Origin of the sequence: Streptomyces sp. SID9727 (genome assembly GCF_010550605.1) — a bacterium.
Lineage (GTDB): Bacteria > Actinomycetota > Actinomycetes > Streptomycetales > Streptomycetaceae > Streptomyces.
Map to the genome: position 1 here is coordinate 1 of NZ_JAAGNI010000264.1, position 15,791 is coordinate 15,791.

Below are 15,791 nucleotides of genomic sequence, written 5' to 3' on the forward strand. Positions count from 1 at the left end.
TCACCGTAGGTACGCGCGGGCCCGCGTCACACGGCGTCGGTGCACACACCCGCGTACCGGCGCATGGTGCGGGCGTACATGGTGCGGGGCCCCGTGCGGGGGCCGCGCCGCGGCCGGAGGGGGCCGCCGCCGGGAGCCCGTCGCCGCCCCCACCGTCGCGCAAGGGCGTCGGGGCACACAGCGGGAGCCGGGGTGTGGCCACCGGTCCCATGGGCGGGGCCCGGCGCCCCTCATAGGTTCCGGCAGCGACCCGTACCCCCACGGCAGGGAGAAAGCACCCATGCGCCCACCGATCCTGAAACGCCTCCTCCGCCGCCTCGCGGCGACGGCCGTCCTCGGCCTGCTCGCGGCGACGCTGAGCGTCACCACCGCGCAGCCCGCCGCCGCTGCCGGCCTCCAGCAGGTGACCGGCTTCGGCTCCAACCCCGGCAACCTCCAGATGTACGCGTACACCCCGGCAGGACTCCCCGCGAACGCCCCTCTGGTCGTCGCCCTGCACGGCTGCACGCAGACCGCGAACGCCTACTACACCAACTCCGGCTGGCCGAAGTACGCCGACGAGTGGGGTTTCGCCGTCGTCTTCCCGCAGACCACCTCGGCGAACAACGCGCTGTCCTGCTTCGGCTGGTTCGACCCGGCCGAGGACACCCGGGGCAGGGGTGAGGCCGCGTCGATCGTCCAGATGGTCGACTACGCGAAGAAGACCTACGGCTCCGACGCGGACCGGGTGTTCGTCACCGGGCTCTCGGCGGGCGGCGGGATGACCGCCGACCTGCTCGCCGCCTACCCGGACGTCTTCGCCGGCGGTTCGGTGGCCTCCGGGCTGCCCGCCCAGTGCGCGACGAGCCAGGCCGCCGCCTCCGGCTGCCAGACGGGCCCGCAGAAGCTGACGCCCGCCCAGTGGGGCGACAAGGTCCGTGCCGCGTACCCCGGATACAAGGGTCCGTGGCCCCGGGTCGCGATCTGGCAGGGCACCTCGGACTACACGGTCTACCCGGCCAACGCCACGGCCCTGCGCGACCAGTGGACCGATGTGTGGGGCATCGGCCAGACCCCGTCGTCCACGGACAGCCTCCCCGGCAGCACCACGCGCACCGTCTACAACGACGCCTCCGGCCGGCCGGCCGTGGAGATGTACTCGGTCTCCGGCATGGGCCACGGTCTGCCCGTCAGCCCCGGCTCGGGCGACCGGCAGTGCGGCTCGACGGCCGCGTACTTCCTGAACACCCTCTGCTCCACGTACTACACGGGCGTCTTCTGGGGCCTGGACGGCGGCACCGAACCGGGCGACCCCGGCGACCCGGGCGATCCCGGAGACCCGGGCGACCCCGAACCCGCGCAGTGCTACACCGCCACCAACTACGCCCACGTCACGGCGGGCCGGGCCCACATGTCCGGCGGGTACGTGTACGCCAACGGCTCCGGCCAGAACATGGGTCTGTACAACGTGTTCGTCAGCCACACCCTCAGGGAGTCCCCCGCCGGGTACTTCGTGATCGCGGACAGCGGCTGCGCCGGCTGAACACCACGACGACGCGGGTTTTCCGCGGCTGCCCGTCCCCGGCAGCCGCGGAAAACCCGCGTCGTCGTCATTCCGGCCCACCGACGCATGTCTCCGGAATGCACGGGCATGCGAACGGAAGCCATGACGACGGAGGCCGGACAGGAAGCGGCACTCCCCGGCGACAGGGGAAGGATGAGTACCGAAAAGGACACCGGAAAGGCGCAGGAGGAAGAGCGCGTCGACGCGCTCACCGCGATGCGGCAAGCCGCCGCACAGCTCACCGAAATGCTTCAGTGCGAGCCCGATTCGGTCTCCGCGGTGAAAGCCACGGACGACGGCTGGTCGGCGGATGTCGAGGTGGTCGAGCTGGAGAAGGTTCCGGACACGATGAGTGTGCTGGCCTCCTACCGGGTGCAACTCGATCCCCGAGGACGGCTCATGTCCTACGAACGCGTACGTCGGTATGCCCGGGGACAGATCGACCGTCGCTGAGGAACTCCGTCGTCGAACGAAAAGATCACCGAAAGGGGTTCCCATGACACTCGTACAGCAGAGCAACGCGTCGTCCGGCGGGAGCGGCGGCTCGGGAAATCTCTACGATGTTCTCGAGCTCATACTCGACCGCGGCCTGGTGATCGACGCATTCGTCCGCGTCTCCCTGGTCGGCATCGAAATTCTGAAAATCGACGTCCGCGTGGTGGTCGCCAGTGTCGACACCTATCTGCGGTTCGCCGAGGCGTGCAACCGGCTCGATCTCGAATCCGGCCGCAAGGCCCCGAGCCAGCTCACCGACCTGGTCGGCGACATGACGGAGAGCGGCGCCAAGGGGAAGTCCAAGGGCGCGCTCACCGGAGCCGTCGAGGCGTTCAGCGAATCGTTGCAGGGCAAGCGCGAGGAGCCCGAGGAGGAGGAGCCGCCGCGCAAGCGGACCGCCCGTAAGTCCACGTCCAGCCGTCAGACCCAGCGACGCGAGGAGTAGCAGCAGTGCCCACGTACATCTACGCCATCACCGACGCCGGCCACCCGTTGCCGCTGGACGGCCTGCGCGGGGTCGGCGACCCGCCCGCGGACCTGCGGATCCTGCGCACCGACCGCCTGGCCGCGGTCGTCAGCGACGCTCCTGAGGGGCTGCGCGCGAAGCGCCGGGACGTCCTGGCCCACCAGGGCGTCCTGGAGGCTCTGATGGGGCAGGGAGCCACCCTGCCGATGCGCTTCGGCCTGGTGGGTCCCGCCGACGAGGAGGTCACCGCCGCCCTCGAACGGGAGGCCGACGCCTACGGGAAGCGGCTCGCGGAACTGGACGGACAGGTCGAGTACAACCTGAAGGCCGGCCGCGACGAGGACGACCTCCTGCGGGAGATCATGACCGAATCCCAGGAGATACGGCAGCTCAACGAGCGGGCGCGCGCCCAGGGCAGCCATGACGACCGGCTCGCGCTGGGCGAGATGGTGGCCCAGGAGGTGAGCGCCCGCCACGCCAGGGAGGCCGAGGAGGTCGCCGGCCGTCTGGCGGGCGCGGCCACCCGCAGCTCTTCCGCGGAGCCGGGGCCCCAGCACTTCCTGAACCTGTCCTTCCTCGTGCCCCGGGCGGAGGCGGACGCCTTCGTGGAGGCGGTCCGGCGTGAGGCCGAGACGCGGGGCGACGCCTACACGTACACCCTGACCGGGCCCCTGCCGCCGTACAGCTTCGTCTGACGGCTGCCGCGGCCCCGCCCGGCCCGGGATCGGAGGTGATCTGCCGGCATGGGACTCATCACGCAACTGCTGACCCTGCCGCTGGCCCCCGTCCGGGGAACGGTGTGGGTCCTCGACCAGGTCGTCCACGCGGCCGAGGACGAGTACTACGACCCCGAACCGGTGCGGGCCCGGCTCGCGCAGCTGGAACAGGAGCTGAACAGCGGGCTCATCGGGCCCGAGGAGTTCGACCGGCGCGAGGACGAACTGCTCGACCGGCTCGACGAGATCGAGGAGTACCGCAACGGCGCACGGAACACGCCGTGACCGGCGATCGGACCACATACGACCGGGGGAGACCCGAGGTGCATCACAGATGACGAAGAACGCCAAGATAGGCGCGGCCCTGGTGGGCGGATACCTGCTCGGCCGCACGAAGAAGGCCAAACTCGCCGTGGGATTCGGCATGTTCCTCCTCGGCAAGAAGTTCGACCTCGACCCGAGGCGGATCGGCCGGATGCTGGCCGAATCGTCCGCCCTGGGCCCGCTCAACGACCAGGTCCGCAAGGAACTGGTGGACGCGACCAGGACGGCGGCCACCAAGGCCGTCACCCAGCGGGCCGGCAGCCTCGCCGAATCCCTGCAACGGCGCACCCAGTCGCTGTCGGCGGGCCCCGCTGCCGAGGACGACGAACCGTACGAGGACGACGAGGACACCGAGGACCCGAGGGCGTCCGACGACGACGGGGACGAGGACACGGAGGACCGCGACGAGAAGCCGAAGCGCGGTGGCTCCGCCCGCAAGACCGCCGCGTCGGCCAAGAAGGCCGCCCCGAAGAGCCGGCCCGCGTCGGGCGGCGGCCGCTCCGCGAGCGCGGGGAAGGCCGGGAAGGCCGCAGCGCCCGCCCGCAAGCGTACGGCCGGGGCCGCCAAGACCGCGACCTCCAGGACCCGCAAGACCCGGGGAGGCAGCAATGCCTGACTCCGCGATCAAGGGGATCAAGGACGACGTCGTCGGGAGCCCGGCCGCCGAACGGCTCAAGGAGGAACTGCAGAACTACCTCCGCGCCCGCGCCGAGCACACGGTGACCCAGCTGGGGCACCGGCTCGGGGAATCGGTGTCCAAACTCGCGGAGCCGGGCGGCGGGGGCGGCGCCCTGAAGAGCCTCGCCAAGGGCGGACAGGCCCTCAAGGACGGCAAGTCACCCGCCCAGGCGGCGATCGGTGCGGGTGCCTCGCACCTCAAGGACAAGATGAAGGACAAGGTCAAGGGATTGTTCGGCAAGGGGCGCAAGTCCGGCGGCGGCAAGTCCAAGAGCGTCACCGTCGTCGAGGACATCGACGTCGGCGTGCCCGTCCGCGAGGCGTACGACCAGTGGACCCAGTTCCAGGAGTTCAGCACGTTCGCCAAGGGCGTCGTGAGCGTGGAGAAGGCCGACGACACCACCAGCAACTGGAAGGTCAAGGTCGCCAAGTCCACCCGCAGTTGGAAGGCGAACGTCACCGAGCAGGTGCCGGACGAACGCATCACCTGGACCACCGAGGGTGCCAAGGGCACCGTCAAGGGCGTGGTCACCTTCCACGCGATCACCGACGACCTCACCCGCGTCCTGCTGGTCCTCGAGTACTTCCCCAAGGGGCTGTTCGAGAAGACCGGCAACATCTGGCGTGCTCAGGGCCGTCGCGCCCGGCTGGACCTGAAGCTCTACCGCAAGTTCATCATGATGCGCGGTGAGGCGACCGACGGCTGGCGGGGCGAGATCCGCGACGGCGAGGTCGTCGTCAGCCACGACGAGGCGATCGAGCAGGAGGAGTCCGACGGCCAGGACGCCGGGACCGGCTCCGAGGACGAGGACGACGGCGCACGCGGCGACGCGGCCGAGGACGAACCGGCCGACGAAGAGGCGGACGACTTCGAGAACGCCGAGGACGGCGAGGAAGAACCGCTGGACGACGAACTCGCCGACGAGGACGAGCCCGCCGACGAGGACGTGGAGCCGGCGGACGAGGAAGCCGACGAGGACGAGCCCGCCGACGAGGACGAGGAGCCGGCGGACGAGTTCGAGGAGCCCGAGGACGAAGCCGAACCGGCGGACGAGCCCGTCGACGAGGAGGAGTCCGGCTACGAGGACGCCGACGACGAGCAGGCCGAGGAGGAGCCGGAGGACGAGGAGCCGGAGGAGGAATCCCGGCCGGCCCGCCGTTCCCGCCGCCGGACCGCCGCCGGCCGCCGCTGACCCGGGCAGCGCCCGGCCGCGTACGACACCCATGAAAGGCGTGAGAGACCGTGTCCGATTCACTCGCCGGCCGGCTGCCGGCCCCACCCAGGGGAAGCTCCCCGGCGTACGGGCAGGGCTCGTCGGCCAACCTCGCCGACATCCTGGAAAGGGTGCTGGACAAGGGTGTCGTCATCGCCGGTGACATCCAGATCAACCTGCTCGACATCGAGCTGCTCACCATCAAGCTGCGGCTGCTCGTCGCCTCGGTCGACAAGGCCAAGGAAATGGGCATCGACTGGTGGGAGCACGATCCCTCGCTCTCCTCACGGGCCCGGCCCGCGCGCGAGAGCGAGGCGCGCCCCGGGAGCGATGCCCTGGCCGAGGAGAACGACCGGCTGCGGGCCGAGCTGGCCCGGATGCGGTCGGCTGCCGGGCTCCCCGAGGCGGGGGACGCCCCGGGGCAGCGGGACCGGGCCGCAGAGGAGGAGGAGCGATGAGCATCCGGACGGACGGGGCATCCGGGCTCCCGGACCCGGGCGGCGAGCAGTTGTCCTACGTCTACGCCGTCGGGCGGGAGGGCCCCGCACTCCACGGACTCGCCTCCCGCCTGCCGGGCGTGGACGGCCACCCCCTGTACCCGGTGACCGCGGGCGGGCTCAGCGCGCTCGTCTCCCGGGTACCGGCGGACACCTTCGGAGCGCAGGGCCTGTCCGCACAGCTGGAGGACCTGGCACGGCTCGAAACGCTCGCCCGGGCCCATCACGCCGTGGTGGACGGCGCGTTCGCCGAGACCTCGGTGCTGCCGATGCGGCTGGCCACGGTCTACCTGGACGACGCCCGGGTCGCCGACATGCTGCTCCGGCGACGCGGCGACTTCGAGGACCTGCTGGGCCGGCTGGAGGGCCACGTCGAACTGGGCATGAAGGTCTACGCCGATCCCCGGACGGCCGCCGCGCCGGCCCCGGCCGCCGTGACGTCGGCCGGAGCCGGTGCGGGACGGGCCTATCTGCAGCAGCGCCGGGCGACGCGGCGCAGGGACCAGGACGCCTACCGGGCCGCGTCCGATCTGATTGTCCGCGCCGGGGAGCTGACCCGGGGCGTCGTCGCCTCGCGCGTGGTCCACCGCCCGCAGCAGGGGCAGCTGGCCTCCCACTCCGGCGTGAACGTGGCCAACGAGGCGTATCTCGTCCCCCGGGCACGCACCGAGGAACTGCGCCGGACGCTCACCGGCCTGGCCGACGGTGTCCCCGGGGTGTCGGTCGAGGTGACGGGGCCCTGGGCGCCCTACTCGTTCGCCACCCCGGTGGATCCGGACGGCGGTGAGGGGCCGTGAGCGCGGAGCTCGTCGGGAGCGTACTCGGCCCGTCCGAGTCCCGGGAGGGCCCGCCCGTCGCGCTGATCGACCTCCTGGACCGCCTCCTGAACGGCGGGGCGGTGCTCACCGGCGATCTGGTCCTGTCCATCGCCGACGTCGACCTCGTCCACATCAACCTGCGAGCGGTGATCCGGTCGATCACCGGCGAGGAGCCGGCGCCGTGGTGAGCCCGTGGCCCCCCGGGGCGTTCCGCCCCATCATCCGGACGAGGAGGAGGACGGCATGACCGAGCGCGACGACGAACGCGGCGCACCCGCTCCCCCCGCCGCCGTGGCCGAAGCCGTGGCGGAGGCGGCGGCCCGTTCGTTCGGGCTCAGCCCGGCGCATCCGGACGACGGCCCCGCTCCGGCCGGCGCGCGGAGGCTGGAGACCGACCCGGACACCGTCGAGCGGGACCTCATGAAGCTGGTGCTCACCATCGTCGAACTGCTGCGCCAGCTCATGGAACGCACCGCCCTCCACCGCGTCGACCAGGGCGACCTGAGCGAGCAGCAGGAGGAGCGGGTCGGCATGACGCTGATGATCCTGCACGAGCGCATGACCGAGCTGTGCGACCGGTACCACCTGACGATGGACGACCTCAATCTCGACCTGGGACCGCTCGGCTCCCTGCTGCCGCAGAGCGGCGCATGAACGCTCCGCACCCGGGTTTCATCGCGACACCGAAGGCAAGGAGGACGCCATGACCGACGAGAACAAGGAAACGAGTAATTCCTCCCCGAGCAAGGGGAGGACCAGCACCGCCCGGAAGGCCACCGGTACGTCCAGAAGGACCGCCGGCTCCGGCGGCGCGCAGGCCAAGAGCACCGCGGCCAAGGCCAAGGCCACGGCCGGCGGGGCGAAGTCCACGGCCGCCAAGGCGAAGACCGCCGCCGCGAACGCCAAGGACTCGGCCGCGGACAGCGCGAGCGAGGCCGGCGGAATCACGCAGCGCGCCGGTCAGGCCGCCGTCTCCGGCCTCCAGAGCGGCCGGCAGGTCGTGACGGCCAACGTGGCCAGGGTCGGGAGCGCCGCCACCACGGCCTGGACCGTCATCAAGCTAAGGAAGGCGATAGCCACCGGCGCCGCCGTGGGTGTGGTCGGTCTCGCCGGTGTGGCCTTCGCGACCGGGCGCGCGACCGCCAAGCCGCGTACCGGCCCGCTGACGAGGCTGGCGAACGGCAGGATCTGATCCCGCCGGTCCACGGCCCGGCGCACGAAGGGGCCGGCCCCACGCCACCGCGGCGGGGCCGGCCCCTTGACGCCGTGTCAGCCCGCCCGTAGCGCGCAGGCGACCAGGCGGTCGGCCACCTCGCCCGCACCCCTGTCCCCCGTGAGGACCGTGTAGTGGTTCACGTCCTTCACCGCGACCGGCTCCACCCGGGTCCCGTCCAGTCCGGCGGCGGCCAGCCGGGCCTCGTCGTACAGGCCCTGCTCCTCGTCCATGAGGCCGCGCGCCGCCCACAGCAGCGTCGCGTCGGCAGGCAGCCTCCGCACCGCCGACAGGACCTCCTCGTCGAACAGGCCGACCCCGTCCGTGCGGATCGCCTCGATCCGGCACGACGAGCGCAGGGCCGGCTCCGCGCCCGTCAGATCGCGCTGGATGTACGCGTCCACCTCCTCCGACCACGCCCCGGCGAACGCCGGATGCGCCTGCCAGAACGCCCGGTAGGCAGCCCGGTCCGGGAAGGTCATCGACAGCCGGTCCATCGCCGGGCCGATCACCGCCGTCATCAGCTCGTCGGGCGTCAGGTGCGTCGGGGCGGGGAAGCCGACGCCGCCGTCCACGAGGAGCAGCGGCCCGAAGCGGTCCGGGTGGCGCACCGCCGCGAGGGCCGCCACGAACGCGCCCATCGAGTGGCCCGCGAGGACCACCCGCTCCCGGCCCAGGGCCTCGGTCAGCGCGGCGACGTCGTCGGTGTGCGCGGCGATCCCGTACGGGCCCGGCAGATGGGCGCTCCCGGCCCGGCCGCGCAAATCCGGGGCGACCAGGGTGACCCGGCCGGCCAGCAGCCGGGCCACCGCGGCCCAGGACAGGGCGTTGGAGGTGATGCCGTGCAGCGCCACCACGACCGGGGCCTCCGGGTCGGCGGCCGGCCAGCGCAGGGCGGTCAGGGAGCCCCCGCGCACGGGGACCTCGATCTCTTCGTACTCCGCGAGCGGGCTCAACTGACTCCGGTCTCCTTACGGTTCGAGGCCGCCGCCCTCAGCCGGGACGGCAACCGGGCCAGGCCGCCGGGCAGCAGATGTACCACGGCCACGAACAGCACGCCCAGCAGGAACAGCGGCTGCGACAGCGGTACGCGCAGGACCGCCGGCAGGTCCGCGACCGCGCCCGACCCGGCGAGATCGCCGAGCCGGTGATCGGCCCAGGTGTAGAGGATGCCGCCGACCATCGGGCCCCACCGGGTGCCCGAGCCGCCGAGCACCACCATCACCAGCAGCGACAGCGTGAAGTCGGAGGTGGTCGTCTGAGGGGTCGAGCCGCCCGTCAGCAGCAGGTGCACGATCCCGCCGAGCGCCGCGAGCGCCCCGGCGACGACGAAGGCCGTCAGCTTGAACCCGTACGGCTTCAGGCCCAGGACCTCCACCCGGCGCTCGTTCTCCTTGATGCCCTCCCAGACCCGGCCGGTGGGGGAGCGCACCGCCCAGTGCACGACGCCCAGGGTCAGGACCAGGTAGGCCAGCGCGATCCAGTACAGGTTGGCGGTGTTGTCGATGCCGACCAGCGAGGACGGCAGCAGGTCGGAGGGGGCCGCCCGGCCCTCCTCGCCGCCGGTGACGCCGCCGGGGTTCCGGGACACCAGGATCGAGCCCGCCTGGGCGAAGGCCAGGGTCACCATGGAGAAGCCGATCCCGGTCACGCGCAGGCTCACCGACCCCAGGGCCAGGGCGAGCGCGGTTCCGAAGAGCAGCCCGAGGACCGTGGCGAGCGCGAACGGCAGCCCCGCTTCGAGGAGGAACAGGTTGGTGGCGTAACTGCCCGCCGCGAAGTACAGGGCGTGGCCGAAGGAGAGCAGCCCGGTCCGCCCGAGCAGCAGGTCGTAACCGGTGGCCAGGGCTCCGAACAGCAGACAGGTGGCCAGGAGTTGCAGGCTTCCGGCCGAGCCCAGCGGTCCGTCCAGCAGCCCCGGCACCGGCACCGCGCTGAACGGGGCGACGGCCAGGACGAGCAGGACGGCGGCGGGCCACCAGCGCAGCGGGCGGAAGCGACCGGCGGGGACCGGCCCGGGGGCGGCGCGCCCGGTGGTGCGGTCGGGTGTGTCGGTGGCGGTGCTCACGCGAGCCTCCCCGTCAGTCCGCGCGGCCGGATCAGCAGCAGCACGGCGAGCAGGACGACGACGGCCAGGTCGCCGAGCCCCGCTGCGGTGTAGTAGTTGGCGAACTGCTGGACCAGGCCGATGACCACCGACGCCACGGCGGCGCCCGTCACCGAGCCCATGCCGCCGGTGACCACGACGACGAACGCGAAGATCAGCAGCGAGGTGCCCTGGCGCGGGTCGACCGAGCCGAAGTACAGCCCGCCGAGCGCCCCGCCCAGCGCCGCCGCGCAGCCGCCGATCGCGAAGACCAGCGTGAACGCCTTGCGGACGTCGATGCCGAGCGCGGTGACCATCGCCCGGTCCTCGACGCCCGCCCGGACGACCAGGCCGTGCCGGGTCCGCCCGAGGAACAGCCGCAGCGCGACCAGCACCACGACCGCCGCGCCCACCAGGACCAGCCGGTTGACCGGGACCCGCGCGCCCAGCAGCCCGAAGGTGCCGGACAGCGCCTCGGGCCCGGGGAAGGTGTGGGCGTCCGAGCCCCAGACGCCGGAGAGCAGCGCGGGGACCGCGAGCCCCACCCCGACCGTGGCGAGCACCTGTTCGCGCGGCCGGGTGTAGAGCGGGCGGACGACCGCGAGTTCGAGGAGCACGGCGGCGGCGGTGCCCACCGCCGTACCGAACAGGACCGCCAGGGCGAAGCCGGCGCCGCCGGGGCCCGCGCCGGGGAGGTTCCCGGACGCGGCCCACCAGGTGCCGTACGCGCCGATGGACAGCAGCGCCCCGTGCGCGAAGTTGAGTACGTCCATCAGGCCGAAGATCAGTGACAGTCCGGACGCGACGAGGAAGTAGAGGGCCCCCAGACCGAGTCCGGTCATGGTGAGCAGGACGAGGGTGGACATCAGGAATCCGCCTTCACGGAAGGGTGTGCGGGGAGCGGGCCGTGGCCCACGCCGAGCAGCGTGCGGGCCGCCTCCGCGTCGCCCAGCAGCTCGGCGGCCGGGCCCCGGTGGGCGGTGCGGCCGTCGGCGAGGACCACGCAGTGCCCCGCCAGCCGGCGCACCACGGCGAGGTTCTGCTCCACGAGGAGCACCGGCACCGCCTCGGCGGCCCGCTCCAGCACCTGGGCCACCTCGGTGACGACCTTCGGCGCCAGGCCCTTCGTCGGTTCGTCCGCGATGATCAGCCGGTTGGCGTTGAGCAGGGTGCGCCCGATGGCCACCATCTGCTGCTGGCCGCCCGACAACGTCCCCGCCAACTGCCGTGCCCGCTGCTTGAGTTCCGGGAACAGCTCGTGGACCAGGCCGTACGCCGGCTCGCCCGCGCCGCGCCGCTCGGCCAGGCGCAGGTTCTCCGCGACGGTCAGCCCGGCGAAGACGCCCCGGTCCTCGGGGGCGTAGCCGATGCCGCGACGGACCAGGGCGTGCGTGGGCAGGCCCGCGGTCTCCTCGCCGTCGAGCCGGACGCTCCCGGCGCGCGGGACGAGCCCGAGGATGCCCCGGACCGTGGTGGTCTTCCCGGCACCGTTGCGCCCGAGGAGCGCGGTGACGCCGTGCGCGCTGACGTCGAGGTCGACGCCGTGCAGGATGTGCCGGCCGCCGATCAGGACCCGCAGATCCCGTACGTCCAGGAGGGGTTGTTCCGTCACAGCCCCTCCCCGAGGTACGCCTGCTGCACGACCGGGTCGGCGGTGACCGCCTCCGGGGTGTCCAGGGCGAGCAGCCGGCCGTGGTGCATCACGGCGAGCCGGTCGGCGAGGCCGAGCAGGACGTCCATGTGGTGTTCGACCATGAGGACCGTGCGCCCCTCCTCGCGGTGCAGGGTGCGGATGAGTGCGGTCAGGGCGGGGACCTCCTCGGCGCTCACCCCGGCCATCGGCTCGTCGAGCAGCATCAGCCGGGGCTCGCCCACCAGCAGCACGGCCAGCTCCAGCTTCCGCTTCTCGCCGTGCGACAGCTCGCCCGCCGTGGCCCCGGCCCGATGGCCGAGCCCGGTGCGCTCCAGGACACCGGCCACTTCGGCGGTGTACGCGTCGGCGCGCCGCCACAGCCGGTACGAGCCGCCCCGGGCCGCCTGCGCGGCGAGCCGGACGTGGTCGGCGACGGTCATCGCGGGCCAGAGGCTCGACGTCTGGAAGGTCCGGCCGACGCCGCGCCGGGCCCGGACGTGCGCGGGCCGGTCGGTCATCTCGGCGCCGTCCAGCTCGATCCGCCCGGCGGTCGGCAGGTTCAGCCCGCTGATCAGGTTGAAGAGGGAGGTCTTGCCCGCTCCGTTGGGCCCGATGAAGGCCAGGAACTCGCCCTCGCGGACGCTCAGGGAGACGTCCTGGACGATGGTGGCGCCGCCGACGCTCCAGCCGAGTCCGTCCAGCCGGAGCACGGGCGCCTCCCGGTCCGCCGGGCCCGCCTGCCCGGGGGTGTGGGGTGCTGCGGTCACGGGTCAGCCCGCCGCGGGCTTCACGGGCGGCGCGACGGCGTCCAGCTGCTCGGTGTCCAGCAGCTTCGGCTCGGCGGTCTTGCCCTTGCCGTCCAGCTTGGCCACGAACATCGGCTGGAGCAGCGCGTGGTCCTCGCCGCGCACCCGGGCCGGTCCCTTGACCCCGTCGAAGCTCCAGCCCTCCAGGGCCTTCACCATCGCGGCGGTGTCGGTGGCGCCGCCCTTCTCGACGGCGTGCACGATCATCTGGGCGGCCGTGAAGCCGTCCGGCGTGAACAGGTCGGGCCTGCCGCCGTCCTTCTCCACCGCGTCCAGCATCGCCTTCTCCACGGGGTTGCCGCCGCCCGCGCCCGGGAAGTAGTGCGCCAGGAACGACACCTTGGCCCCGGCGGCTCCGAAGACCGGGTACGAGGCGGTGCCGGCCAGGCCGGTGACGACCTTGCTCGCGCCGAGCACGCCCTGCTGGTCGAGCGCGGTCCACAGCGCCGGTGCGGTGGAGCCGGCCCAGGCGACGAAGACCAGGTCGGGGCCGCCCGCCTTGACCTGCCGGGCGAACGGCGTCAGGTCCGTCGCGCTCGGCGGCGCCAGCACCGAGCCGACCTTCGCGCCCTTCTGGCCGAGGACCGCCTTCACGGCGGCCACGTTGGCCTGGCCGAAGGTGGAGTCCTGGGCGAGCACCGTGACCTTCTTGCCCTTGGCGTCGCCGAGCATCGTGCCCGCCGTCAGGATGTCCTGGTAGGACTGGCGGCCGGAGCGGAAGGTGTAGTCGTTGATCCCGGTCACCGCGTCGGTCGCGGCCGGTCCGCTGACGTACAGCACCTTGTTCTGCGCGGCGAGCGGGGCCATCTGGAGGGCGACGCCCGAATCGGTGGTGCCGGCCAGCACCTTGTAGCCCTTGCCGATGAGGTTCTTCGCGGCGGAGACCGCCTTGCCCGGGTCGCCCGCGTCGTCCTGCTCGCTGACCTCGATGCGGTGTCCGGCGACCTCGCGGGTGCCCTGGGTGGCGTAGTCGAGACCGGCCATGAAGCCGTCCCGGTACTGCTTGCCGTAGTCGGCGAGGAGCCCGGTCCTGGAGTACACCAGGCCGACCTTGACGGCCGCGTCGTCGCCGGTCCCGGCGGAGTCGGAACCGCCCGCCTTCCCGGCGGCGGTACAGCCCGTCAGTACCAGGCCGGCTGCGGCCAGGACGGCGACGGTACGGATGTCACTGAGGGATCTGCGGGCTCTGCTGGCGGTACGGCTGCGGGGCATGGTGACCGGCTCCTCGGCGTGTTCCTGTGATGTCGCCGAACCGTATGGACACCGCGCCGCCGTCGATATGGTGCAGGGCACCCCACCTCGCCCCCGGGGCGTGTGGGCGCCGCACATGGCAGGAGGTCAGGGGGCCGCCGGGCCGACCAGCCGGCACACCGTCTCGATGTCCGTGCGCACCTGGGCGAGCGACGTCCGGCCGGCGAGCCAGGTGATCAGCGCGGAGTGCCAGGTGTACTCGATCACCCGCACGGCGGAGAGCTGCCCCGGCGTCGGGTGGCCGCTGCCCAGCGCGTCCAGGATGATCGCCGTCGTGAGCCGTGAGACCGCGTCGACCTCGCTGTTCGCGCCCCGGTCCGCGAAGGTCAGCGCGCGCATCATGGCGTCCGCCAGCTGCGGTTCACGTCCCATCGCGCGGAACGCCCGCAGCAGCGTCCCGGCGATCCGGGCGGCCGCGTCGTCCCCGGCCGGGGGGCGCTCGCGGAGGGCGGTGCGCAGGTGCTGGAGCCGGTCGTGCAGGGTGGCGACGAGGAGGTGGACCTTGGACGGGAAGTACCGGTACAGGGTGCCGAGGGCGACCTCGGCGGCCTCCGCCACCTCGCGCATCTGGACGGCCTCGAAACCGCCCCGGCCGGCCAGCTCGGCGGTGGCCCGCAGGATGCGGCGACGGCGGGCCTCCTGGCGTTCCGTCAGGGGCGGCGATGCCGGTCTGGCTTCCGCTGTCATGTGTCCCGTCCCGTGGCCAGGGTGTGTGCCGTGGCGTGAATCACCCGATCCGCCCGTTGCGTCGAAGCTACCTGCCGGTAGATTCGTAGCTCATTGAACTACCCAGTCTGAAACTTGTTCTAGATTAGCGCGAGCGGTTACGCTCCGGCGAACACGCAGTGAGAAGGGGGCCGAGTGTGACCGCTGAGGCCGTTGAGTCGGGCCCCCGTACGGGCGTCGCCGCACCGGGCACGGGCCCCGGCGACGGACCCCTGCGCATCGCGCTCCTCACCTACAAGGGCAACCCCTTCTGCGGCGGCCAGGGCGTCTACGTACGGCACCTCGCCCGCGAGCTCGCCCGCCTCGGCCACCGCGTCGAAGTCATCGGCGCCCAGCCCTACCCGGTCCTCGACGAGGGCGTCCCGCTCACCGAACTGCCCAGCCTCGACCTGTACCGGCAGCCCGACCCGTTCCGCACCCCGAAGCGCGGCGAGTACCGGGACTGGATCGACGCCGCCGAGGTCGCCACCATGTGGACCGGCGGCTTCCCCGAACCGCTCACCTTCAGCCTGCGGGCCCGGCGCCACCTCGCCGCCCGGCGCGGCGAGTTCGACGTCGTCCACGACAACCAGACGCTCGGCTACGGGCTCCTCGCCGACCTCGGCGCGCCCCTGGTCACCACGATCCACCACCCCATCACCGTCGACCGGCAGCTCGACCTGGACGCCGCGACGAGCCGGCGCCGCCGGGCCTCCGTGCGCCGCTGGTACGGGTTCACCCGGATGCAGAAGCGGGTCGCGCGCCGGCTGCCGTCCGTGCTCACCGTCTCCGGCTCCTCCAAGCAGGAGATCGTGGACCACCTCGGCGTCGACCCGCGCCGCATCCGGGTCGTCCACATCGGCGCCGACACCGATCTGTGGTCGCCCGACCCCTCGGTCCCCGAGGTCCCGGGCCGCATCGTCACCACGTCGAGCGCCGACGTCCCGCTCAAGGGCCTCGTCCACCTCGTGGAGGCGCTGGCCAAGCTCCGTACCGGCAACCCGGCCGCCCACCTCGTCGTCGTCGGCAAGCGCGCCGAGGACGGGCCGGTCGCCCGGGCCATCGAGCGGCACGGCCTCGCGGACGCCGTCGAGTTCGTCAAGGGCATCAGCGACGCCGAGCTGGTCGACCTGGTGCGCGGTGCGCAGATCGCCTGCGTCCCCTCGCTGTACGAGGGGTTCTCGCTGCCCGCCGCCGAGGCCATGGCCACCGGCACCCCGCTCGTCGCGACGACCGGCGGCGCCATCCCGGAGGTCGCGGGCCCCGACGGGGAGACCTGCCTCGCGGTCCCGCCCGGCGACCCGGCCGCCCTCGCCGACGCGCTCGGCCGGCTGCTCGGCGACGCC

The 15,791-nt window shown here is 72.9% G+C and carries 20 protein-coding genes; 13 read left to right on the forward strand and 7 right to left on the reverse strand.

From position 1 onward, the window contains the following. Nucleotides 1-280: 280 nt before the first annotated feature. The 12 genes from G3I41_RS17330 (at nt 281) to G3I41_RS17385 (ending at nt 7,943) form a co-directional block, all read left to right on the forward strand. Nucleotides 281-1,522, forward strand: coding sequence for a PHB depolymerase family esterase (locus G3I41_RS17330; protein WP_164401129.1), 1,242 nt, complete (start codon nt 281-283; stop codon nt 1,520-1,522). Between the two features lie 123 nt (nt 1,523-1,645). Continuing rightward, the gene (locus G3I41_RS17335; protein ID WP_343242156.1) at nt 1,646-1,996 is read left to right on the forward strand and encodes a gas vesicle protein; all 351 of its coding nucleotides are present in this window, start codon (nt 1,646-1,648) and stop codon (nt 1,994-1,996) included. 43 nt (nt 1,997-2,039) lie between these two features. Then, complete coding sequence (locus tag G3I41_RS17340; protein WP_164401130.1) at nt 2,040-2,483, forward strand: gas vesicle structural protein GvpA; 444 nt, start codon at nt 2,040-2,042, stop codon at nt 2,481-2,483. Between the two features lie 5 nt (nt 2,484-2,488). Next, nucleotides 2,489-3,199 carry a GvpL/GvpF family gas vesicle protein gene (locus tag G3I41_RS17345; protein WP_164401131.1) on the forward strand — a complete coding sequence of 237 codons (711 nt, stop codon included), beginning with the start codon at nt 2,489-2,491 and terminating at the stop codon, nt 3,197-3,199. Between the two features lie 48 nt (nt 3,200-3,247). Then, nucleotides 3,248-3,505: a gas vesicle protein GvpG gene (locus G3I41_RS17350; RefSeq protein WP_164401132.1), complete on the forward strand. Its 258-nt coding sequence runs from the start codon at nt 3,248-3,250 to the stop codon at nt 3,503-3,505. Between the two features lie 49 nt (nt 3,506-3,554). Beyond that, nucleotides 3,555-4,160 (forward strand): hypothetical protein, encoded by a 606-nt coding sequence (locus G3I41_RS17355; protein WP_164401133.1) that lies wholly within the window; start codon nt 3,555-3,557, stop codon nt 4,158-4,160. Beyond that, on the forward strand, nt 4,153-5,415 hold the full coding sequence (locus G3I41_RS17360) for an SRPBCC family protein (RefSeq protein WP_164401134.1): 1,263 nt from the start codon (nt 4,153-4,155) through the stop codon (nt 5,413-5,415). Before G3I41_RS17355 ends, G3I41_RS17360 begins: the two co-directional genes overlap by 8 nt. A gap of 50 nt (nt 5,416-5,465) precedes the next feature. Beyond that, nucleotides 5,466-5,894, forward strand: a complete 429-nt coding sequence (locus tag G3I41_RS17365; protein ID WP_164401135.1) for a gas vesicle protein — start codon at nt 5,466-5,468, stop codon at nt 5,892-5,894. After that, on the forward strand, nt 5,891-6,730 hold the full coding sequence (locus tag G3I41_RS17370; protein ID WP_164401136.1) for a GvpL/GvpF family gas vesicle protein: 840 nt from the start codon (nt 5,891-5,893) through the stop codon (nt 6,728-6,730). Before G3I41_RS17365 ends, G3I41_RS17370 begins: the two co-directional genes overlap by 4 nt. Then, nucleotides 6,727-6,939 (forward strand): gas vesicle protein, encoded by a 213-nt coding sequence (locus G3I41_RS17375; protein WP_164401137.1) that lies wholly within the window; start codon nt 6,727-6,729, stop codon nt 6,937-6,939. Before G3I41_RS17370 ends, G3I41_RS17375 begins: the two co-directional genes overlap by 4 nt. A gap of 55 nt (nt 6,940-6,994) precedes the next feature. Beyond that, entirely contained in the window at nt 6,995-7,405 is a 411-nt protein-coding gene (locus G3I41_RS17380) for a gas vesicle protein K (RefSeq protein WP_164401138.1), read from the forward strand. Between the two features lie 49 nt (nt 7,406-7,454). After that, nucleotides 7,455-7,943: a hypothetical protein gene (locus G3I41_RS17385; RefSeq protein ID WP_164401139.1), complete on the forward strand. Its 489-nt coding sequence runs from the start codon at nt 7,455-7,457 to the stop codon at nt 7,941-7,943. A gap of 77 nt (nt 7,944-8,020) precedes the next feature. Here G3I41_RS17385 and G3I41_RS17390 read toward each other — a convergent pair whose 3' ends face one another. From G3I41_RS17390 to G3I41_RS17420, 7 genes are all read right to left on the reverse strand, one after another. Next, nucleotides 8,021-8,920 carry an alpha/beta hydrolase gene (locus tag G3I41_RS17390; RefSeq protein WP_164401140.1) on the reverse strand — a complete coding sequence of 300 codons (900 nt, stop codon included), beginning with the start codon at nt 8,918-8,920 and terminating at the stop codon, nt 8,021-8,023. Further along, nucleotides 8,917-10,032: a branched-chain amino acid ABC transporter permease gene (locus G3I41_RS17395; protein WP_164401141.1), complete on the reverse strand. Its 1,116-nt coding sequence runs from the start codon at nt 10,030-10,032 to the stop codon at nt 8,917-8,919. The genes G3I41_RS17390 and G3I41_RS17395 overlap by 4 nt, the downstream gene beginning before the upstream one ends. Continuing rightward, nucleotides 10,029-10,916 carry a branched-chain amino acid ABC transporter permease gene (locus G3I41_RS17400; protein WP_164401142.1) on the reverse strand — a complete coding sequence of 296 codons (888 nt, stop codon included), beginning with the start codon at nt 10,914-10,916 and terminating at the stop codon, nt 10,029-10,031. Before G3I41_RS17400 ends, G3I41_RS17395 begins: the two co-directional genes overlap by 4 nt. Then, the gene (locus tag G3I41_RS17405) at nt 10,916-11,662 is read right to left on the reverse strand and encodes an ABC transporter ATP-binding protein (protein WP_164401143.1); all 747 of its coding nucleotides are present in this window, start codon (nt 11,660-11,662) and stop codon (nt 10,916-10,918) included. Before G3I41_RS17405 ends, G3I41_RS17400 begins: the two co-directional genes overlap by 1 nt. Further along, on the reverse strand, nt 11,659-12,450 hold the full coding sequence (locus G3I41_RS17410; protein WP_343242157.1) for an ABC transporter ATP-binding protein: 792 nt from the start codon (nt 12,448-12,450) through the stop codon (nt 11,659-11,661). The genes G3I41_RS17405 and G3I41_RS17410 overlap by 4 nt, the downstream gene beginning before the upstream one ends. Nucleotides 12,451-12,453: 3 nt before the next feature. Next, nucleotides 12,454-13,701 (reverse strand): substrate-binding domain-containing protein, encoded by a 1,248-nt coding sequence (locus G3I41_RS17415; RefSeq protein ID WP_164401144.1) that lies wholly within the window; start codon nt 13,699-13,701, stop codon nt 12,454-12,456. 126 nt (nt 13,702-13,827) lie between these two features. Continuing rightward, nucleotides 13,828-14,427 (reverse strand): TetR family transcriptional regulator, encoded by a 600-nt coding sequence (locus G3I41_RS17420; protein ID WP_164401145.1) that lies wholly within the window; start codon nt 14,425-14,427, stop codon nt 13,828-13,830. A 176-nt stretch (nt 14,428-14,603) separates the two neighbouring features. On the opposite strand from G3I41_RS17420, the gene G3I41_RS17425 reads away from it, so the two are divergent. After that, a partial coding sequence (locus G3I41_RS17425) for a glycosyltransferase family 4 protein (RefSeq protein WP_164401146.1) occupies nt 14,604-15,791 on the forward strand: 1,188 nt, incomplete at its 3' end.